Annotated in this window: 13 protein-coding genes, 3 rRNA genes and 1 pseudogene; 5 read left to right on the forward strand and 12 right to left on the reverse strand. The window is 64.3% G+C overall.

Translation table 11 applies throughout. The annotated features are described in order from the left end of the window. Window positions 1–556 precede the first annotated feature (556 nt). Window positions 557–1,631, reverse strand: a pseudogene (gene bioB / locus FB475_RS38320) (biotin synthase BioB). Window positions 1,632–1,772: 141 nt separating this feature from the next. On the opposite strand from bioB, the gene FB475_RS02505 reads away from it, so the two are divergent. After that, window positions 1,773–2,858 carry an IS630 family transposase gene (locus tag FB475_RS02505; RefSeq protein ID WP_141852145.1) on the forward strand — a complete coding sequence of 362 codons (1,086 nt, stop codon included), beginning with the start codon at window positions 1,773–1,775 and terminating at the stop codon, window positions 2,856–2,858. A 1,596-nt stretch (window positions 2,859–4,454) separates the two neighbouring features. Here FB475_RS02505 and rrf read toward each other — a convergent pair. The 6 genes from rrf to FB475_RS02535 form a co-directional block, all read right to left on the reverse strand. Further along, window positions 4,455–4,572 (reverse strand): 5S ribosomal RNA (gene rrf / locus FB475_RS02510). A 139-nt stretch (window positions 4,573–4,711) separates the two neighbouring features. Beyond that, window positions 4,712–7,836, reverse strand: a 23S ribosomal RNA gene (locus FB475_RS02515). Window positions 7,837–8,295: 459 nt separating this feature from the next. Further along, window positions 8,296–9,820, reverse strand: a 16S ribosomal RNA gene (locus tag FB475_RS02520). The 16S, 23S and 5S rRNA genes sit together here, the layout of an rRNA operon. A gap of 919 nt (window positions 9,821–10,739) precedes the next feature. Then, entirely contained in the window at window positions 10,740–10,967 is a 228-nt protein-coding gene (locus FB475_RS02525; RefSeq protein WP_141852147.1) for a hypothetical protein, read from the reverse strand. Between the two features lie 70 nt (window positions 10,968–11,037). Beyond that, a complete protein-coding gene (locus FB475_RS02530; RefSeq protein ID WP_141852149.1) occupies window positions 11,038–11,241 on the reverse strand; it encodes a KTSC domain-containing protein in 204 nt (67 codons plus the stop codon). Between the two features lie 50 nt (window positions 11,242–11,291). Continuing rightward, window positions 11,292–11,642, reverse strand: a complete 351-nt coding sequence (locus tag FB475_RS02535; RefSeq protein WP_141852151.1) for a helix-turn-helix domain-containing protein — start codon at window positions 11,640–11,642, stop codon at window positions 11,292–11,294. Between the two features lie 140 nt (window positions 11,643–11,782). Here FB475_RS02535 and FB475_RS02540 point away from each other — a divergent pair, with 140 nt between their 5' ends. Then, a complete protein-coding gene (locus tag FB475_RS02540; protein WP_238331923.1) occupies window positions 11,783–12,076 on the forward strand; it encodes a hypothetical protein in 294 nt (97 codons plus the stop codon). Between the two features lie 71 nt (window positions 12,077–12,147). Here FB475_RS02540 and FB475_RS02545 read toward each other — a convergent pair whose 3' ends face one another. Together FB475_RS02545 and FB475_RS02550 are read right to left on the reverse strand one after the other, a co-directional pair. Further along, entirely contained in the window at window positions 12,148–13,161 is a 1,014-nt protein-coding gene (locus tag FB475_RS02545; protein WP_185759023.1) for a hypothetical protein, read from the reverse strand. Window positions 13,162–13,365: 204 nt separating this feature from the next. Continuing rightward, the gene (locus FB475_RS02550) at window positions 13,366–13,995 is read right to left on the reverse strand and encodes a hypothetical protein (protein WP_141852152.1); all 630 of its coding nucleotides are present in this window, start codon (window positions 13,993–13,995) and stop codon (window positions 13,366–13,368) included. Window positions 13,996–14,185: 190 nt separating this feature from the next. On the opposite strand from FB475_RS02550, the gene FB475_RS02555 reads away from it, so the two are divergent. Further along, window positions 14,186–15,010 carry an aldo/keto reductase gene (locus tag FB475_RS02555; protein ID WP_141852154.1) on the forward strand — a complete coding sequence of 275 codons (825 nt, stop codon included), beginning with the start codon at window positions 14,186–14,188 and terminating at the stop codon, window positions 15,008–15,010. 109 nt (window positions 15,011–15,119) lie between these two features. On the opposite strand, the gene FB475_RS02560 is transcribed toward FB475_RS02555, so the two are convergent. Continuing rightward, window positions 15,120–18,059: a vitamin B12-dependent ribonucleotide reductase gene (locus tag FB475_RS02560; RefSeq protein ID WP_141852156.1), complete on the reverse strand. Its 2,940-nt coding sequence runs from the start codon at window positions 18,057–18,059 to the stop codon at window positions 15,120–15,122. Between the two features lie 110 nt (window positions 18,060–18,169). After that, window positions 18,170–18,658, reverse strand: a complete 489-nt coding sequence (gene nrdR, locus FB475_RS02565) for a transcriptional regulator NrdR (RefSeq protein WP_141852158.1) — start codon at window positions 18,656–18,658, stop codon at window positions 18,170–18,172. Between the two features lie 382 nt (window positions 18,659–19,040). Here nrdR and FB475_RS02570 point away from each other — a divergent pair, with 382 nt between their 5' ends. Both FB475_RS02570 and FB475_RS02575 read left to right on the forward strand, forming a co-directional pair. Further along, window positions 19,041–19,346 (forward strand): metal-sensitive transcriptional regulator, encoded by a 306-nt coding sequence (locus FB475_RS02570; RefSeq protein WP_202878382.1) that lies wholly within the window; start codon window positions 19,041–19,043, stop codon window positions 19,344–19,346. Beyond that, the gene (locus tag FB475_RS02575) at window positions 19,343–20,296 is read left to right on the forward strand and encodes a nucleoside hydrolase (protein WP_141852162.1); all 954 of its coding nucleotides are present in this window, start codon (window positions 19,343–19,345) and stop codon (window positions 20,294–20,296) included. The genes FB475_RS02570 and FB475_RS02575 overlap by 4 nt, the downstream gene beginning before the upstream one ends. Here FB475_RS02575 and FB475_RS02580 read toward each other — a convergent pair. After that, window positions 20,289–20,861 carry a TetR/AcrR family transcriptional regulator gene (locus FB475_RS02580; RefSeq protein ID WP_238331924.1) on the reverse strand — a complete coding sequence of 191 codons (573 nt, stop codon included), beginning with the start codon at window positions 20,859–20,861 and terminating at the stop codon, window positions 20,289–20,291. The genes FB475_RS02575 and FB475_RS02580 overlap by 8 nt on opposite strands. Between the last annotated feature and the right edge of the window lie 60 nt (window positions 20,862–20,921).

The raw sequence follows: 20,921 nt of genomic DNA on the forward strand, positions 1-20,921 counted from the left end.
CGCCCTAAGGGGCACCACCCCCGAGCAATGTCCCCTCCCGGCACATACCCCCTGCCAGCGCATGCCGCCTGCCAGCGCGTGCCGCCTGCCATCCCAGGATCGACATGCCGCGACATGCCCAGGCCCGGGCTTCCCAACCGCCCTAGCCGCTGCCCGCATCCGCGCCGCCGCGCTGACCAGCATCGCACCGAGGAATAACCACTCCCGTGCCATCGCCGCCAGCGCCCCGGACATCGAGATCACCCGGACACCACACGAACGCGGCACCCGGCCCCAAGTCCCCGGTCTCCCCACCGATCTAAGCCCCCGCCCACATCCGCGCCGCCGCCCTGGCCAGCATCACACCGACGAATAACCACTCCCGTGCCATCGCCGGCCGGCGCCCCAGACATCGACATCACCCTCACACCACACGAACGCCGCACCCCGCCTCAAGCCCCGGTTTCCACCACCGATCTAAGCCCCCGCCCACTTCCGGTCCGGATGCCTCCTCGAGGACCCCGGCGCCGATTGCCTCCTCGACGACGCGGGCGCCGCACACCTAGCTGCCGGTGGTCTAGGCGCCCGCACCGCGGCGGCGGATTGTCACGAGGTCGTGGCGGGCGGCAGGCAACGTCTGCTCCTCGACACCTTCAACGGTGAAGCCGCCATCGGCGATCAACTGCAAATCGTCCGCGCCAGGCTGACCCTCACTGGTCAGATAGTCACCCAGGAAGATCGAGTTCGCGATGTGCAACGCCAACACCTGCATCCCGCGCAGATGAATCTCCCGCCCACCAGCCAACCGAACCTCGACATCCGGAAAGCAGAACCGGAACAGCGCCAAGATCCGCAAGCACCGCTCCGGTGTCAGCTCCCACCGCCCCTCCAACGGCGTCCCTCGAACGGAATCAGGAAGTTCACCGGAACCGAGTCCGGATCAAGCTCCCGCAACGCGAACGCGAGATCCACGATCTCCTCGTCAGACTCTCCCATCCCGAAGATCGCCCCCGAACACGGCGACAACCCACTCTCCGCCGCCCGACGAACCGTGTCCACCCGATCTGCGTACGTATGCGTCGTACAGATCTCGCCGTACCGCTCCTCGCTCGTATCAAATTGTGGCTGTACGCGTAGGCACCCGCGTCCCGCAAATGCTCGGCCTGACCGTCCCGCAGCAGCCCAAGACATACACAAACCTCAACGTTCGGATGATCCGCCGTGATCGCACCAACCATCCCCGCCACTCGCCGGATATCCCGCTCCCCCGGACCACGACCACTCGCGACGAGACAGACGCGCTTCACCCCGGCATCCACGGCCTTCCGAGCAAGGTCAGAAGCCTCCGCGGGATCGATCCACGAATACTTCATGATCTCCGCGCTCGACCCCAACCGCTGCGAGCAGTACGAGCAATCCTCCGGACACAACCCACTCTTCAAATTGATGATCGTATTAAGTTTCACCCGCCGCCCGAAGTACCTCCGCCGCACCCGAGCAGCCCCCGCCACCACATCCAAGATCTCGTCCTCACCCGCAAGCAGATGCAGCGCCTCCGCCCGCGTAGGCAACTCCCGAGCCAAACCCTTCACCACAATCCCCTCGAGCACCGTCACCGCTCGATCCTCACCCCAACCCCGCCCCCCAACAATTGTTTAAAACCCACAACACCCCACCCACGATCTTGCCCCAATCCCCCCTTGCCCCATGACCCACCAACACAGTTGCCCAGAGCAATCCACCTACCTAGTGTCGTGAGTCAGTAATTCGGTGTTAGTCGGTATGCTGTGGTGATGCCGAGCCCGAAGGTTGATCCGGTGGTGTTGTCCGACGAGGAGCGGTCGGTGCTGGCCGGGTGGTCCAGGCGACGGAAAACGTCGCAGGCATTGGCGTTGCGGTCCCGGATCGTGTTGCGGTGTGCTGACGGCGGCACGATCGGCGAGGTCGCTGAGGCTGTCGGGGTGTCGCGGAACATGGTGTCGAAGTGGCGTTCGCGGTTCCTGGCCGAGCGGCTGGACGGGTTGTCGGACGAGCCGCGGCCGGGCCGGCCGCGGACGATCACCGACGACGACATCGAGCAGGTGATCACCAAGACGCTGGAGTCCACGCCGGGCGAGGACACGCACTGGTCGACCCGGTCGATGGCGTCGGCGACGGGGATGTCGCAGTCGGCGGTGTCGCGGATCTGGCGGGCGTTCGGGTTGAAGCCGCACGCGATCGAGACCTGGAAGCTGTCCACGGATCCGTTATTCGTGGACAAGGTCCGCGACGTCGTCGGCCTGTACATGAGCCCGCCGGAGAACGCGTTGGTGCTCGCAGTCGACGAGAAGTCGCAGATGCAGGCCATCGACCGGACGGCGCCGATCCTGCCGGTGATGCCAACGACACCGGCGCGGATGACCCACGACTACGTGCGGCACGGCACCACCAGCCTGTTCGCCGCCCTGGATCTGTCCAGCGGGTCGGTGATCGCTCAGCACTACCGCCGGCATCGGCACCAGGAGTTCCTGCGTTTCCTGAAACTGATCGACGCCGCCGTGCCCAAAGACCTCGACCTGCATCTGGTGCTGGACAACTACGCCACCCACAAAACCCCCAAGGTGAAGGAATGGCTGATCCGCCACCCCAGGTTCCACCTGCACTTCACCCCCACCAGCTCGTCGTGGCTCAACCTGGTGGAACGCTGGTTCGCCGAACTCACCAACCGCAAACTGCGCCGCTCCGCCCACCGCAGCGTCACCGAACTCGAGGCCGACGTCCGCGCCTGGATCAACACCTGGAACGAAGACCCCAAACCCTTCGTCTGGACCAAGACCGCCGACCAAATCCTCGACACCCTCGCCGCATACTGCCAACGAATTACCGACTCACGACACTAGAACAAGCCACCCGGCAAACAAGGCCGGTGATGGCGCCAGCCGGACCAGCCCGGCAAAGCAGCCGGCGATGCACCCAGCCGCCTCCTCGGCCTGATGCTCGACCGCATACTCGGCCGCAGAGCCCAGCCCGCCCAGCGCGCCGTCGACAGCCACGAGCCGCGCTCGGTGGGGCCCCAGCGAACGACCTCCGGCCAGCGATGGCCGAGCTGCCGACCGCGGAGGCCCGCCGCCAAAGCCGCGGAGCAACGCGGCGAGACGGGCCGCTTGTCGGCGCAGGCGGGCACCCGCCGAACGAGCAGCACGTAGGCTACTGCGTAATGCCCGGCGCTGGGGTCAGATGCAGGCGACTGAGGGCGGGCTGCTGAGGCGCCGTACCGGTTGCTGGCGCCGGATCGAGCAAGTCGCCGAAGAGCGGCCAAAGGTACTGCGTACCGACCAGTGCGGGCCGCCAGGTCCGCGCCGCCGAAGCCCTGGAGCAATGCGGCGGAGCCGGCCGGTTGTTGGCACAGATGGGCACCCTGGCGACGGAACCCAGGCGCAGGTTCTGCATAGTGCCCGGTGCGAGATCAGACGCGGGCTGCTGGGAGCGGACTGGTGAGGCCCCGGACCGGTTGATGGCGCCGCATGGAGCAAGCCGACGAACGAGCTGCTAAAGGTACTGCGTAGTGGCCAGTGCGGGCCGCCGCATGCGGGCTACCGACGCGGAGCTGCTGAAGATGCTTGCCGAGGATGCCCCCTGAGGCAGTCTCCGTGAGGTACAGCCCGGTGAAGGCACCGGACCGACGCGGTCGACGGCGCGAGCCGTGGCTCAGCGCGAAGGACCGCGGCGATGTATCGCGCGGCGCCAGACGCGGCCTATCAGGTGGAAGGTGCCCGTGCGAGCCGCCAGTCCGGGCTGCTGAGGCGGGCTGCCGAGGCCGCTGAGGCAGCCTGTGACGTACGGCCTGCTGAAGGCACCGGACCGGCGGAGTTGATGGTACGAGCCGTGGCGCGGGCCAACGAGCGGGCGGACGTACTGCCCTGTGGCAAGCGCGGCCTACCAGGTCAGTGCCGCCAGGTGCCGGCCTGTCAGGTGCGGGCGACTGCTGCGGACCGCCAAGTCCGGACTGCCGAGGTGCTGTGGCGAGGCAGTTCATGGCATTAGATGGGCAAGACCCGTGAGGAGGGAGACGGGGTGAAGGTCGCGCTGGCCTCAAGCGACCAGGGAGAACGCGCGGGCGGGAACTGTCCGGGGGCGATCGTCCAGGCGGTGGGTGCCGACAGCGCGGCAGTTGAGCAGCAGACAGGACTGCACTCAGCGCAGGTGCCGGCAGACAGAGCCGCACTCAGCGCGGGGTGCCGGCGGCCGGGAACCGTCCAGGCGTCCGTGCCTACAGCCGAAGCCTCCGACGCCGGCGACCGCCAGTGGCCGGCGGCGGCCGAGCTCGATGCGATGCGGCCCGTGCAGTCCGGCCGTCCGCAGCGGGAAACCGTCAGGGCGGTCCGCGGCGGGAAACCGTCAGGGGCGGTCCGCTGTCGGGATGTCTTCGGCGGTACAAAGCGTCTGGGGAAATGTTAAGGGCCACCCCTTGTGGGGTGGCCCTTAACAGTGTGAATGTCCGGCGGCGTCCTACTCTCCCACGACCTCCCGGTCGCAGTACCATCGGCGCTGAAGGGCTTAACTTCCAGGTTCGGAATGGAGACTGGGTGTTTCCCCGACGCTATGGCCACCGAAACTCTATGAGAACACTATCAACCTGCCAAGCCACACACCCCTTGAGGGTGTGATTGCTGGGGGTGACCGTATCCTGGGAACCGTACAGCGAACGCGAACATCGTTACATAGCGCAAAATCAAGGCTTGAAGTTTAAGTGTGTGACAAGCCCTCGGCCTATTAGTACCAGTCAGCTCCACACCTTACGGCGCTTCCACTTCTGGCCTATCAACCCAGTGGTCTACTGGGGGCCTTACCCGGTTAACCCGGTGGGAGACCTCATCTTGAAGCGTGCTTCCCGCTTAGATGCTTTCAGCGGTTATCACTCCCGAACGTAGCCAACCAGCCGTGCTCCTGGCGGAACAACTGGCACACCAGAGGTTCGTCCACCCCGGTCCTCTCGTACTAGGGGCAGCCCTTCTCAAGTCTCCTGCGCGCGCAGCGGATAGGGACCGAACTGTCTCACGACGTTCTAAACCCAGCTCGCGTGCCGCTTTAATGGGCGAACAGCCCAACCCTTGGGACCTACTCCAGCCCCAGGATGCGACGAGCCGACATCGAGGTGCCAAACCATCCCGTCGATATGGACTCTTGGGGAAGATCAGCCTGTTATCCCCGGGGTACCTTTTATCCGTTGAGCGACGGTGCTCCCACATGCCACCGCCGGATCACTAGTTCCGACTTTCGTCCCTGCTCGACATGTCTGTCTCACAGTCAAGCTCCCTTGTGCACTTACACTCGACACCTGATTGCCAACCAGGCTGAGGGAACCTTTGAGCGCCTCCGTTACCTTTTAGGAGGCGACCGCCCCAGTCAAACTACCCACCAGGCACTGTCCCTGATCCGGATAACGGACCAAAGTTAGACAGCCAGAACAATCAGAGTGGTATTTCAACGATGACTCCACCCGAACTGGCGTCCGAGCTTCACAGTCTCCCACCTATCCTACACAAATTGTACCGACCACCAATACCAAGTTGTAGTAAAGGTCCCGGGGTCTTTCCGTCCTGCTGCGCGTAACGAGCATCTTTACTCGTAATGCAATTTCGCCGAGTCCACGGTTGAGACAGCGCCCAAGTCGTTACGCCATTCGTGCAGGTCGGAACTTACCCGACAAGGAATTTCGCTACCTTAGGATGGTTATAGTTACCACCGCCGTTTACTGGCGCTTAAGTTCAAAGCTTCGCCGGCCGAAACCAGCTAACCTGTCCCCTTAACGTTCCAGCACCGGGCAGGCGTCAGTCCGTATACATCGAATTACTTCTTCGCACGGACCTGTGTTTTTAGTAAACAGTCGCTTGGGCCTGGTCTCTGCGACCATCACCGCTTCCACCAGCAAGTGGTGTAACGGATCCGGTCCCCCTTCTCCCGAAGTTACGGGGGCATTTTGCCGAGTTCCTTAACCATGGTTCACTCGATCGCCTCGGTATTCTCTACCTGATCACCTGTGTCGGTTTGGGGTACGGGCGGCTCTAACACTCACTGCGAAGTTTTTCTCGGCAGCATGGGATCATCCACTTCCCCTGAACGGGTCCGCCTCGGCTCTCAGGCTATATGAGACACGGATTTGCCTATGCCTCGCCCTACCACCTTGCCCGCGGATCAGCTTGCGCCTACCATCGCCGCGGTTGGACTACCCTCCTGCGTCACTCCTCAATGCACCTACTACCACCTCGGGTCACCAACTCCACCAATCCGTCCGAAGACATCATGACTTCATTGGTTTAGCATCAGCGGGTTCGGTCGGGTCGTGTTAATGCCGGTACGGGAATATCAACCCGTTGTCCATCGACTACGCCTGTCGGCCTCGCCTTAGGTCCCGACTTACCCAGGGCAGATTAGCTTGACCCTGGAACCCTTGATCATCCGGCGGACGGGTTTCTCACCCGTCATTCGCTACTCATGCCTGCATTCTCACTCGTGCAGCATCCACAACTCCATCACTAGGCTGCTTCACACGCTGCACGACGCTCCCCTACCCACCCACACACCTGGATGTCGATCAAGTCGACACCGGGTACTTGTGTGAGTGCCACAGCTTCGGCGGATTGCTTGAGCCCCGCTACATTGTCGGCGCGGAATCACTTGACCAGTGAGCTATTACGCACTCTTTCAAGGGTGGCTGCTTCTAAGCCAACCTCCTGGTTGTCTGGGCAACTCCACATCCTTTTCCACTTAGCAATCGCTTAGGGGCCTTAGCTGGTGATCTGGGCTGTTTCCCTCTCGACTACGGAGCTTATCCCCCGCAGTCTCACTGCCGCGCTCTCACTTACCGGCATTCGGAGTTTGGCTGATTTCGGTAAGCCGGTAAGCCCCCTAGACCATCCAGTGCTCTACCTCCGGTAAGAAACACACGACGCTGCACCTATATGCATTTCGGGGAGAACCAGCTATCACGGAGTTTGATTGGCCTTTCACCCCTATCCACAGGTCATCCCCCAGGTTTTCAACCCTGGTGGGTTCGGTCCTCCACGCGGTCTTACCCACGCTTCAACCTGCCCATGGATAGATCACTCCGCTTCGGGTCTAGAGCATGCGACTATATCGCCCTATTCAGACTCGCTTTCGCTACGGCTACCCCACACGGGTTAACCTCGCCACACACCACTAACTCGCAGGCTCATTCTTCAAAAGGCACGCCGTCACACCCACAAAGTGAATGCTCCGACGGATTGTAGGCAACCGGTTTCAGGTACTATTTCACTCCCCTCCCGGGGTACTTTTCATCTTTCCCTCACGGTACTAGTCCGCTATCGGTCACCAAGAAGTATTTAGGCTTAGCGGGTGGTCCCGCCAGATTCACACGAGATTTCAAGAGTCCCGTGCTACTTGGGAAAACACTCGAGAGTCACTGTCTTACGCCTACAGGGCTATAACCCACTACGGCTCAACATTCCAGAAGATTCGACTTCAACAGTGATTGATAACTCTCCGGTCTCACGGCATTAAGACCTGAATGCTCCCACAACCCCATATACGCAACGCACGCCGGCTATCACACGCACATGGTTTAGCCTCATCCGCTTTCGCTCGCCACTACTCACGGAATCACTATTGTTTTCTCTTCCTACGGGTACTGAGATGTTTCACTTCCCCGCGTTCCCTCCAGAACCCTATGTGTTCAGGCACTGGTAACTGGCTTTAGAATGCCAGCTGGGTTTCCCCATTCGGACACCCCCGGATCACAGCTCGGTTGCCAACTCCCCGGGGCTTATCGCAGGCTCCAACGTCCTTCATCGGCTCTTGGTACCAAGACATCCACCGATTGCCCTTAGTAGCTTGTCACAAAACTAAAAGCAAAATTACGCTACAAAGAGATGCTCGCGTCCACTATACAGTTCTCAAAATACGGGCAGGAACACCAACCCCGAACCACCACTTATCAGTACAAGCATGCCCACCAGGGAAACAACACACCCAGCAAACACACCCACCAACAGTCTGGTGAGAGCCGGCCCCAGCCACCAAACCAACCGTCACCGGTCGATCCGTGACCCTAGAAGAAACAGTCCAACCTGATCACTCAGGCAGGCCCGATTCCTCAGGACCCAACAGCGCGCCTCGGCGATCCACTCGGCCACATCCACGTTCCACGCTCACAAGTGAGCAGTACTAGCATCCGCGACTCCGCTTCCCACCTAATGGTCAATGTTCCACATTCCGAAGCACCATCACCCCAAGAACATTCGCCTTGGAAGGCGATGACATGGACACTCACTAAACGGAGTGCCAAGTGCTCCTTAGAAAGGAGGTGATCCAGCCGCACCTTCCGGTACGGCTACCTTGTTACGACTTCGTCCTAATCGCCAGCCCCACCTTCGACGGCTCCCTCCACAAGGGTTAGGCCACCGGCTTCGGGTGTTGCCGACTTTCATGACGTGACGGGCGGTGTGTACAAGGCCCGGGAACGTATTCACCGCAGCGTTGCTGATCTGCGATTACTAGCGACTCCGACTTCATGGGGTCGAGTTGCAGACCCCAATCCGAACTGAGACCGGCTTTTTGGGATTCGCTCCACCTTACAGTTTCGCAGCCCTTTGTACCGGCCATTGTAGCATGCGTGAAGCCCTGGACATAAGGGGCATGATGACTTGACGTCATCCCCACCTTCCTCCGAGTTGACCCCGGCAGTCTCCTATGAGTCCCCACCACCCCGAAGGGCGTGCTGGCAACATAGGACGAGGGTTGCGCTCGTTGCGGGACTTAACCCAACATCTCACGACACGAGCTGACGACAGCCATGCACCACCTGTATAGGACCCTTACGGACCCCCCATCTCTGGAGGATTTCCCTATATGTCAAACCCAGGTAAGGTTCTTCGCGTTGCATCGAATTAATCCGCATGCTCCGCCGCTTGTGCGGGCCCCCGTCAATTCCTTTGAGTTTTAGCCTTGCGGCCGTACTCCCCAGGCGGGGCGCTTAATGCGTTAGCTGCGGCACGGAGGACGTGGAATGTCCCCCACACCTAGCGCCCAACGTTTACGGCGTGGACTACCAGGGTATCTAATCCTGTTCGCTACCCACGCTTTCGCTCCTCAGCGTCAGGTAAGGCCCAGAGAGCCGCCTTCGCCACCGGTGTTCTTCCTGATATCTGCGCATTCCACCGCTACACCAGGAGTTCCGCTCTCCCCTGCCTACCTCTAGTCTGCCCGTATCGGAAGCAGGCTCGGGGTTAAGCCCCGAGTTTTCACTCCCGACGTGACGAACCGCCTACGAGCCCTTTACGCCCAATAATTCCGGACAACGCTCGGACCCTACGTATTACCGCGGCTGCTGGCACGTAGTTGGCCGGTCCTTCTTCTGCAGGTACCGTCACTCTCGCTTCGTCCCTGCTGAAAGAGGTTTACAACCCGAAGGCCGTCATCCCTCACGCGGCGTTGCTGCGTCAGACTTTCGTCCATTGCGCAATATTCCCCACTGCTGCCTCCCGTAGGAGTCTGGGCCGTGTCTCAGTCCCAGTGTGGCCGGTCGCCCTCTCAGGCCGGCTACCCGTCGACGCCTTGGTAGGCCATTACCCCACCAACAAGCTGATAGGCCGCGAGCCCATCCCCAACCGCCAGAACTTTCAACCACACCCCATGAGGAGCACGGTATTATCCGGTATTAGACCCCGTTTCCGAGGCTTATCCCAAAGTTGAGGGTAGGTTGCTCACGTGTTACTCACCCGTTCGCCGCTCGTGTACCCCCGAAGGGGCCTTACCGCTCGACTTGCATGTGTTAAGCACGCCGCCAGCGTTCGTCCTGAGCCAGGATCAAACTCTCCGTTGAAAAATATAGACAACCGAAACCAAAGGCTCCGGACAGTCAACAACATCGAATGATCCTTTGAATCAGAAACAACCATAAACTGGCTTGTTATCCGTAATAATTTCAAAGGAATCCACCCACAGACAACAATTATCCACACCCACACCAGAAAACCCGGGGGGCTAGGAAGATCATTCAACGCCTGTGGACAGGGTTAATGCATCTTTCGGCATTGACTTTCGGCACGCTGTTGAGTTCTCAAGAATCGGACGCACACCGCGCTTCGCACTTTCGTTTGAAGCTCCGGGGCAACTCGCCCTACTTTACTGTTTCGCTTTCAGCCGGTCAAATCGGCCTTTTCGATCCAGTCTCCCTGCGTGACTCAGCGTCCGAAACCCGCCGAGGCGTGTTTCGGCTTCCGAGACCTTCAGGGAGTTTGTTGGCGGCCCGGCCGCTTTCGCGTCCTGCGCTTCCGTCCAACAAGAAGAACATTACTGACATTCATGGTGCGGATGCAAATCGGGGTCCTGGACCGCTGTCCGAGGCTCCCGGCACCCGTCCTCGACGCCGGGGACCGGTGCCGAGGGAAGCAGTGCTCGTCCCTCTGGTCACATCACTCACTGGCGTCTCCGCCAGCGACTCTTCCATCATGCCGTACCCACACAAGTCGTTTTCATGTGGTCGGTCAGACGACCGGTGGGAGCCGGTCAGCCGGCTCCCACCCGTCACGCACCGCACCGTCCAGCAGACGCCTCTCGGCGAGTGGCCGCTCGAAGCGGCTTAGGTTGAGGCCCGGGGTCATGAACCGGACGGCATGGGGTGTAACCGCCCTCCCCCAGTGCCTATTCCCGGGTAGACCGCAGTACCGGAACCGGCATCCACCGGGCCGGCTCAACGCAACGGTGGATGCATCGAGTCAAGAGCGAGCACACCGCGGCAGCTACCGCGACGGCTGTGGGGCTGAGCAGTCGATCTTCGGGTTGGCGCCCAGGTAGTTGAGTGGGCCGGCGACGATCGTCACCAGCGTTGTGCCGACTTTGGCACAGGTCGCGCTGGATCCCGCGAAGTAGTTTCGCTGCGCTGCAGCTGCCAGTCCTATGACCAGCCAGACAACGACGATGACCGCGATCGCACGGGACCCGGTCGTGGACGCTCTACGAGTGCGCATGGCTGCCTCCGAGGTCGGCGTACCCCCGTGGGAACGTCCCACAAGTGCCCCCGGCGAGCGGCGCAGAAACTCAGCGCTCGCGGAACTCGTAGTGCGGCTTGATGTGTTTGTTGACGTACGAGCCGATGCTCGGCGCGGCCAGCAGGGCCGCGAAGGTCGGCTGCGGTACGTCGAAGTACTGGTAGATGTAGCCGTTCACGTACTCGAGCTCCAGCGTGCCGTCGGACCATCCGACCGATCGCACACTCGACGAGTTCACCGGGCGCCGCCTCATCCGTGGCTCCTTCCGCACTCACGCTCCGCCTAGTCTGCCCGCCGAGACGGTCAGCGCGACGACGATCGCGTCGTGTCCTCGCTCTCGAGGCGCGCCAGGGCGCGGGCGAGGTCGCCGAGTGCCGCGTTGAGCTGGGTGAGCACGGTGTTGTCGATCGGCGTCCGCTCGTCCAGGCCGAGGTTGGCGGCGAACCGCTCGTGCGCGTCCGGCGGTGCTTGGTTGAGGTAGGTGTCGAGCGCCTGCTGGAGATGGGGACTGGGCACCAGCTCCGGTCTCTCCCGCCACTTCGTGAGCGTGCGCGGCGAAATCCCGAGCCGCTCGGCGAACGCCTCGTTCGTCATCCGCAGCGCGGTGCGCAGGGCGTGCGCGTGCCGGCCGGTCCACTCGTCGATCACTGGCATCCGATTCACTCCCTTGCGAGTCAGTTACTCCCTGCAATGAGAATATGGCGATTCGGTGATCGCCGGTGGGCAGAATTTGTGCGCTGTGGATACCGGTTGAGTTCCTGGTGCGGGCAGGCCTCCGAGCGTTGACTTGGCCCATGGACGAGTTCAGCGGACGAACCGCGACGTTGCTCCACAGCTCGCAACGCCGCCACCTACGTATGGTCACCAGATCCGGGCCACGCCGTTTCCAGTTGGTCCGCCACGAGGACGTGTCAGGTGTCAGCGGTACGGGCGTCGTCGCGGAGGGGGTCGAGTGGAGCGACGGGACCGTTGCGCTGCGCTGGGGCGGTTGCTTTCCGACCACCACTGTCTGGCAGGACGGTATCGACGCGCTGCTGACCGTCCACGGTCACAACGGCAGGACCACGATCCGTTGGCTGGACAAGTGACCACGCGTATGACGACGCGTCTCGGACCCCGGCGAGGCGGCGCTCCCCTGCAGACACCCCGCCTCGCCGGCCTACTCGGTGAAGAACTGTTCGCGGTATTCCTTGTGCAGCTCCGGCTGGCCGTGCTGGCCGTCCTGACTATCGGCGCCGGCGTGCCGTGGGACCGGCCGCTGCTGGGATTCCGTCGCTGGGGTGGTCTGGCTCGCCGTGGCGGCCGTCGCGTCCGCCGCGGTCCGAGCCGCCTCGGTGAGTTCTTCGACCGCCGTGCTGAAGGCGAGTTCGGCGCGGGTCGGCCGTTGGCGTTCGATCTCTTCGGCGGTGGTTCGCCGAACCGGGAGGTCGTTCGCCGCGGCCGACAGTTCTGCCAACGTGTCCAGGAGGCCGAGTGCGGTCTCGACCTCGCCCGGGTGGTTGACGAGCCACCAAACCGCTGCCGACCCAGGCGTAGCGAAGACGTCGTCCTTCAGATAGGCGCGCTTGTCCTGCTCCATCCGCCGCTCGAGCAGCGTGGTCTGCTCCCGTCGATGCAAGGCAGCGAGATGTTGGAGATGCTTCTGGTCCGCATCGGGCAAGCGCAGCCTGACCTCGGTCGCCCAACTGCGGACCTGCCCTTTCTCATCGAGCGCCGGCTCACCGAGCAGCGCCGCCAAGCGGTGCTGATTCAGGGCTTCCTCGGTCACCTGTTGCCGGGACGTCAAGGATCGCGCCCGGTCCAGCAAGGCGTCGACGGCGACAGCGCCGAGGTCGGCATGACGCGACCCCGACAGCACGGTCGACCACTGCACGACGGCCGAGAAGCTGAACTGGAAGTCCGGCGACGCGGATGGCAGCCGGACATCCGCAACGGTCCTCGACGGCGGCCCGGAGAACACTGGTTCCGGATCCGGCAGTACGACAGAACGCGCGGGCTGCGTCACGACCGGCCGCGGTGCGTCGGGCTGCTTCCACACAACGGACAACAGCACGAGCAGCACCACGATGAGCACCACCGCCGCCCACGCCGGCAGTCCCACGATCAGCGAAACGACGTACAGCACCACGACAATTGCGGCAGCCGTCAGGAGCGTGTTCCGGTGGAGCTTCATGGTGGCGTTCCTTCACCGCGTCGGGCGGAGGTCAACGGGTCGACCAAGGCGTACCCGTCGGCTTCCCCGTCCTCACACCGCCCGAGCCACCGTCAACCCAGACCACAGACTGCGCCACACGACGAGTCCACAAAAAGTCTCGCATCCTTAACCGAAAGTAGCCGCCGCTTGCGTGTCGTCGGCCATTTGTCATCGGTCAACCGGTCAGCCCGCCATGGAGCGGAGGGCTTGGCGGGACGGGGTGAGCACCACGGGTTTGTACGGGCAGCGTTGGTCGGTGAGGGTTTCGTAGGCTCGGATGGCTCGGTTGGCGGCGTCCCAGCCTTGCTCGGCGGGGGTGCGGCCCAGGCCTCGGTTGCGGACGAGGGCGCCGTAGAAGGCGGAGCAGAAGACAGTGGCTTCGTACCAGCCGATCACGGTGCTGGTGCCGATGTAGGTGATGTCGTCCTGGATGCAGTCGCGGATGGCGCGTTGCCATTTGCCGATGCCGGTTTTGCAGCCGTCGGCGATCACCACGCCGCTGGCGATGCCCCACTGGTGGTCGAGAAACCAATCGGCCAGGGACTTCAGGGAGACCTGGGTCTCGCCGTCGGTGGACAGAAAGGACGGTTCCTCGCTGTGGTCACCGTGTGCCATCACATGCAGCACGGTCGAGGGGGTGGTGAGGGCTGAGAACGCGGTCTCGTGGTCCCGGGTGCGGACGAAGTTCACGTCGAGGTACGGGCGGTCCCAGCCGGCGTTGATGTTGCCGGTGATGCCCTGCACGAAGGTCATCGACGCGTCGAACGAACTGTCCAGACCGAGGTCCACCAGAGTGATCAGCCGGTTCTTCATAAGCCCACCCCTCCAACGCTTTTCAGCAAATCCTCACGACCCGCGGAACCCATCATGAACCACGCCGCGGACAGTTCGCGCGGGGGTATCACGAGGGTGAGACCGCCGTACGGCGTACGGCCGGAAAGCGCGGGTGCGGACGGTGATCGGCCTAGGCTGGCGGGGCAGCGTACGACGAAGGAGGACACCGATGAGTCAGGCGCCGACAGTCACACTGAGTCACGGAAGCGCGATGCCGCGGGTCGGACTCGGAACGTGGCCGATGAACGACGCGGACGCCGAGCGGACCGTGCGTACGGCGCTCGAGCTTGGGTATCGCCTGATCGACACGGCTGAGAACTACCGCAACGAGGTCGGTGTCGGGCGCGCGCTGAAGGTCGTGCCGCGGGACGAGGTGTTCGTGACGACGAAGTTCAACAAGCGGTGGCACAGCGTGGAGGGAGCGCGGCAGGCGTTCGAGGCCAGTGCGGAGCGGCTTGGCGTCGAGTACCTGGATCTGCTGCTCATCCATTGGCCGAATCCGGCGCAGGACCGGTACGTCGACGCGTGGCGCGGGCTGATCGCGTTGCGGGAGGCTGGGTTGGTGCGGGCCATTGGTACGTCGAACTTCAAGCCGGCGCATCTGCAGCGGTTGATCGACGAGACCGGGGTTGCTCCGGAGGTGAATCAGGTGCAGCTGAGTCCGGTGTGGGCGAAGGTGGCGGAGCGGGAATTCCACAAGCGGCACGGGATCGTGACCGAGGCCTGGAGTCCGCTGGGCAAGGGGACGGATCTGCTGCACCACCCAACGGTGCAGGAGATCGCTGAGGCGCACGGGCGGACGGCGGGGCAGGTCGTGTTGCGATGGGAGACGCAACAGGACGTCGTACCGATTCCCAAGTCCGCCGATCCGGAGCGGCTGGCGGAGAATCTCGCGATCTTCGACTTCGAGTTGACAGGGGCCGAGTTGAGCGCGCTCACAGCACTGGACGGAACGGCGAAGCCGGCGGCCGACTCAGACCGATCAGGCCACTAACGCGCCGCGGCAAGCGGGCCGGGCGCGGCGGCGGGGTGGGTGGGGTAGGCGCACTGCGGCCCCCGGGGGACGTGGGAAGTCCCGGGGGCCGTGGTGCTTTCAGTTGGGGTTAGCTGCAGCCGGAGGTGCTGCCGCAGCCTTCGCAGACGTAGCAGGAGCCGCTGGGGCGCATCTTGGTGCCGCAGGTGAAGCAGAGCGGGGCGTCGACCGAGGTGCCGGTGATGAGTTCGAGCATCTCGGCGGTGGTGTGGGCCTCGCCCTTGATCGGCTTGGCGGAGACGGCGTCGGCCGGCTTCGCGGCGGCTTCGGCGGTGCCCGTGGTTCCGGTCGGTGCGGTGGTTTCGCTGGTGTCCGCGACCGGTTCGACCGACTTCAGCGACTCGGCCTCGGAGACCTCGACCGGGACCGGCTCGTACGACCCGGTGTCGAGCTGCCGGGACCGCTCCTCAGCGGAGTAGATCCCGAGCGCGGCGCGGTCGTCGAACGGCAGGTAGTCCAGCGCCAGGCGACGGAAGATGTAGTCCATGATCGACTGCGCCATCCGGACGTCCGGGTCGTCGGTCAGACCGGCCGGCTCGAACTTCAGGTTGGTGAACTTCTGGACGTACGTCTCCAGCGGTACGCCGTGCTGCAGAGCGATCGAGATCGCGATCGAGAACGCGTCCATCACACCGGCGAGCGTCGAACCCTGCTTGCCCATCTTCAGGAAGACCTCGCCCAGACCGTCGTCCGGGTAGGAGCCGGCGGTCATGTAACCCTCGGCGCCACCGACGGTGAACGACGTGGTCCGGGACGGCCGCGACTTCGGCAGGCGCTTGCGGGTCGGCCGGTACTCGATCACCTTCTCGACGATCTTCTCGGCGACCGCCTCGGTCGACGCGGCGTCGTCCGCCGCGGCCTTCTTCGCCTTCGCGTCCGCCAGCGGCTGACCGACCTTGCAGTTGTCGCGGTACACCGCGAGCGCCTTCAGGCCGAGCTTCCAGCCCTGGAAGTAGACGTCGGCGATCTCCTCGACCGTCGCTGTCTCCGGCAGGTTCACCGTCTTCGAGATCGCGCCGGACAGGAACGGCTGCGCGGCGGCCATCATCCGGACGTGGCCCATCGGCTTGATGGCCCGCTCGCCCATCGCGGTGTCGAAGATCTCGTAGTGCTCCGGCTTCAGGCCCGGGGCGTCGACGACGTGACCGTTCTCCGCGATGTACTCGACGATCGCCTCGATCGTCTCCTCGGTGTAGCCGTACTGCCGCAGGGCCCGCGGGACGGTCTGGTTGACGATCTGCATCGAGCCGCCGCCGACCAGCTTCTTGAACTTGACCAGCGAGAAGTCCGGCTCGATGCCGGTGGTGTCGCAGTCCATCATGAAGCCGATGGTGCCGGTCGGCGCGAGCACCGAGGCCTGCGCGTTCCGCCAGCCGTTCTTGGCACCGATCTTCAGGACGCCGCCCCAGGCCGCGGTGGCGTGCTGCTGGACGTCCTTGTCGATCTCGTGCACGGTCCGGATCGCGTCGTTCGCCGCGGCGTGCTTGCGCATCACCCGGGTGTGCGCGTCCTTGTTCCGCTCGAAACCGTCGTACGCGCCGACGATGCCGGCCAGCTCCGCGGAGCGCTTGTACGACGTACCGGTCATCAGCGAGGTGATAGCGCCCGCCAGCGCGCGACCACCGTCGGAGTCGTACGCGTGACCAGTCGCCATCAGCAGCGCGCCAAGGTTCGCGTACCCGATGCCGAGCTGCCGGTACGCCCGCGTGGTGGCGCCGATCGCCTCGGTCGGGAAGTCCGCGAAGCAGATCGAGATGTCCATCGCGGTGATAATCAGCTCGACCGCCTTGACGAACTTCTCCGAGTCGAACATGTCGTCGTCGCGGAGGAACTTCATCAGGTTCAGCGACGCGAGGTTGCAGGACGAGTTGTCCAGGTGCATGTACTCCGAGCACGGGTTGGACGCGGTGATCCGGCCCGTCTCCGGGGTGGTGTGCCAGTCGTTGATGGTGTCGTCGTACTGCAGGCCGGGGTCGGCGCAGGCCCACGCGGCCTGGGCGATCTTGTCGAACAGCGTCCGCGCGTCGACGGTCTCGATCACCGAGTTGTCCAGCCGCGCGCGCAGCCCGAACTCCCCCTTCTCCTCGACCGCGCGCATGAACTCGTCCGAGACCCGGACCGAGTTGTTCGCGTTCTGGTACTGCACGGAGGTGATGTCGCGACCGCCGAGGTCCATGTCGAAGCCCGCGTCCCGCAGGACCCGGATCTTCTCCTCCTCGCGCATCTTGGTATCGACGAACTCCTCGATGTCGGGGTGGTCGACGTCCAGTACGACCATCTTCGCGGCCCGCCGGGTGGCGCCGCCGGACTTGATCGTGCCGGCCGACGCGTCCGCGCCGCGCATGAAGCTGACCGGGCCGGACGCGGTGCCGCCGGAGGACTGCAGCAGTTCCTTCGAGGAGCGGATCCGGGACAGGTTCAGGCCGGCGCCGGAGCCGCCCTTGAAGATCAGGCCCTCTTCCTTGTACCAGTTCAGGATCGACTCCATCGAGTCGTCCACGGCGAGGATGAAGCAGGCCGACACCTGCTGCGGCGAGGACGTACCGACGTTGAACCAGACGGGCGAGTTGAAGCTGAAGTACTGGTGCAGGAGCAGCCAGGTGATCTCCTGCTCGAAGACCTCGGCGTCGGCAGGCGAGCTGAAGTAGCCGTGCTCCTCGCCCGCCTTGCGGTAGGTCTTCACGACCCGGTCGAGCAGCTGCTTGAGGCTCCACTCCCGGTTGTCGTGGCTGACCGCGCCACGGAAGTACTTCGTGGTGACGATCGTGGAGGCGTTCACACTCCAGAAGTCGGGGAACTCCACCCCGCGCTGCTCGAAGACGGTCTCACCGGTCTTCCAGTTCTGCTGGACGACGTCGCGACGCTCCCACGTCACCTCGTCGTAGGGGTGCACGCCCTCGGTGCTGAATACGCGCTCGATGGTGAGTCCCGTGGGCGCGTTCTTCCGCCCGCGGAACCCGGCCGTCGACCGCTTGGTCGACCCCGAGTGGCCGGTCACCGTCTCTGTCATGTTGGCTCCTCGCCCTTCGTCTGCACTGCCGCGGTCTGTCGGGACCGCCCCGTTGGAGTACTGCGTGTACTTCGACTTCCGCACTACTTTGGAACTGCCGTTCCCCCGGTTTACGTCTGTTGGGCCGGCTGCGTCGGCTCCGTGCCCTGCGGCTCCTTCTCGGCCCGCAGCAGCGCGATCTCGGTCTCGAAATCGTCGGCCGACTCGAACTGCCGGTACACGCTCGCGAAGCGCAGGTACGCCACCTCGTCCAGCTCCCGCAGCGGCCCGAGGATCGCGAGTCCGACCTCGTGCGCGGGAACCTCCGGCGAGCCGCTGCCCTTCAGCGCGTCCTCGACCTTCTGCCCCAGGCGGGCGAGCTGGTCGGCGTTCACCGGCCGGCCCTTGCACGCCTTGCCGACCCCGCTGATGACCTTCTCGCGGCTGAACGGCTCGGTCGCGCCGGAGCGCTTCACGACCGTGAGCTGCATCTGCTCGACGGTGGTGAACCGCTTCTCGCAGACCGGGCACTGCCGCCGGCGGCGGATCGCTCCGCCGTCCTCGGCCACCCGGCTGTCGACCACCCGGGAGTCGGCGTGCCGGCAATACGGACAGTGCACGACGAATCACTTCCTCCCGTGACCATCCTGGGGATGGTTTGTGGATCAGCCTGGGGACAACCTGTGTAGAACCTGTGTGCAACTAACCACTACCTGTGGAAAATTACACCCGTGTAACCACTACATCTAGGGATCCTAGATCGCTGCTCCGACAGTTTGCAAGCACGCCGTGCATCGCCCGCGTTGCCCGCGCGTGTCATAGGTTCCAACACTCGCGCGGGCCCGTGTACTCCCGCGTGGCGCCGCCGCGCGGCGCGTTTTGAGGCGCAAACTACGGCCCGCACAGGCCGCCGTGCGGGGCCCTTCGCCGGCTCTCGGCGGGCCCTCGGCGGGCCCTCGGCGGGATAAGGTTCGGCGGGGAACCCGGGAGGATGTGGTGAGCGTGACCGAACCGGTCGCAGAGCATGCGCACGGTTACATCGGCGACAAGGACGCGTACCTGCGGCGGTTGAAGCGGATCGAGGGGCAGGCCCGCGGGCTGCAGCGGATGGTCGAGGACGAGAAGTACTGCATCGACATCCTCACCCAGGTCTCGGCCATGACGAAGGCACTCGAATCGGTCGCGCTCGGCCTGCTCGAGGACCACCTGGCGCACTGCGTGGTCGACGCCGCGGCGGCCGGTGGACCGGAGGCCGACGCGAAGATCAAGGAAGCGTCCGCTGCAATCGCGAGGCTGGTGCGCTCTTGACGGCGCGGAAGCCGGTAGTTCTCGACGTCGACACCGGCCTGGATGACGCCTGCGCATTACTCCTCGCCGGCCGGCATCCCGAGCTCGACCTGAAGGCCGTCACCTGTGTCGGCGGAAACGTCGGGATCGACGACGTCGTCCGGAACACGCTGACTGTCCTCGACGCCGCCGGCCGTCCCGACGTACCGGTCGCGCGCGGTGCCGCCGTACCGCTGATCCAGCCGGTCCGAACGGCGCGGCACGTGCACGGTGCGGATGGGCTCGGGGACCTCGACTGGCCACGGTCGACCCGGCCGCCGGATCCGCGGCACGCGATCGAGTTGCTCCGGGACGTACTTCGGGATGCCGCCGCCGATGGTGCGCCCGTCACGCTGATCCCGCTGGCGCCGTTGACGAACATCGCGCTGCTGCTGAGGACGTACCCGGAGGCCGCGGCCGGGCTGAAGGAGATCGTCTTCATGGGCGGATCCGCGGGCAGTGGGAACGCGACGGCGTCCGCGGAGTTCAACATCTGGACCGATCCGGAGGCGGCCGCGATCGTACTGAAGTCGGCCGAAGACCTCGGCGTTCCGGTCACGATGTACGGGCTGGACGTGTTCTACGACGTCGTGGTCACGCTGGAGCAGGCCCGCGGGCTGAGCGGATCGCCTTCGGCAGAGCTGGCCCGCAAGCTCATCGAGAAGCGCAGCGAGCGGTACCAGTCGGACGGCGGGAGTATCGGCGACGGCGGCGCGGTGTGCGCTGTGATCGATCCATCCGGGCTGACCACGCAGCGGTATCCGGTACGCGTCGAGCTGTCCGGTGGGTGGTCGCGCGGGCGCACGATCGTGGATACCCGGGACGCGGTCGACCAGGCGAGCGATCCGCAGGGACCGGCGCCCGTGATTCACGTCGCGACGGCGGTGGACGCCAAGCGGTACGCCGAACTGTGGCTGGCGACCGTTAGGTAAGGCGCGCGCGGACGCCGTACAGGAAAAGGTCCAGGCCCTCGGCGAAGAGCTCGTCGGTGAGGTCCGCGACAACCGCCGCGAGCGACCATCGCGCGGTGATCTCGAAAACGTGCCGCGCGTCGGGTTCCGGTACGCCGATGCGGACCAAGGCCTCGATCTGGGCGCGGACGAGTTCCGCGCGCGAGCCGTCGCCGCGGTCGCGGTCCGGCGCGGCCTTCGCCTGGATCAGGCCCGCGAGTCCGGGATGGTCGGCGTAGAACGCGCGCAGTTCGAGCGAGCCGGATCTGGTCAGCTCGATCCACTCGTCGACGGTCCGGAGTTCACCGTACGCCGTGGTGTCCGCCGTGAACTGGTCGAATGCGTTCCGTGCGACCAGGTCGAGCAGCTCGGATTTGTTGTGGACGTGGTGGTAGAGCGACGGGGCGCGGACGTGCAGGCGTTCCGCGACGGCACGCATGGTGAGGCCGTCCACGCCGTCGGCGCGGATCACGGCCAGGGCGGCGTCGGCGATCGCGGCGACCGTGATGCCGGCTGCCGCGTGGGACGAAGGGTCGCGTCTGGTCACGGAATCTCGTTGTCGTCGGGAGTCGGTGGGACTACTGTCTAACGACATTAGACGATAGTT

The sequence above is a fragment of the Kribbella jejuensis genome (assembly GCF_006715085.1).
Lineage (GTDB): Bacteria > Actinomycetota > Actinomycetes > Propionibacteriales > Kribbellaceae > Kribbella > Kribbella jejuensis.

Coding starts and splice junctions, on each gene's coding strand:
- FB475_RS02545 (WP_185759023.1), bottom strand. CDS start 13,161: ATGAAGCTCCACCGGAACACGCTCCTGACGGCTGCCGCAATTGTCGTG.
- FB475_RS02525 (WP_141852147.1), bottom strand. CDS start 10,967: ATGCGCACTCGTAGAGCGTCCACGACCGGGTCCCGTGCGATCGCGGTC.
- FB475_RS02540 (WP_238331923.1), top strand. CDS start 11,783: ATGGACGAGTTCAGCGGACGAACCGCGACGTTGCTCCACAGCTCGCAA.
- FB475_RS02505 (WP_141852145.1), top strand. CDS start 1,773: ATGCCGAGCCCGAAGGTTGATCCGGTGGTGTTGTCCGACGAGGAGCGG.
- FB475_RS02535 (WP_141852151.1), bottom strand. CDS start 11,642: ATGCCAGTGATCGACGAGTGGACCGGCCGGCACGCGCACGCCCTGCGC.
- FB475_RS02555 (WP_141852154.1), top strand. CDS start 14,186: ATGAGTCAGGCGCCGACAGTCACACTGAGTCACGGAAGCGCGATGCCG.
- FB475_RS02550 (WP_141852152.1), bottom strand. CDS start 13,995: ATGAAGAACCGGCTGATCACTCTGGTGGACCTCGGTCTGGACAGTTCG.
- FB475_RS02560 (WP_141852156.1), bottom strand. CDS start 18,059: ATGACAGAGACGGTGACCGGCCACTCGGGGTCGACCAAGCGGTCGACG.
- FB475_RS02530 (WP_141852149.1), bottom strand. CDS start 11,241: ATGAGGCGGCGCCCGGTGAACTCGTCGAGTGTGCGATCGGTCGGATGG.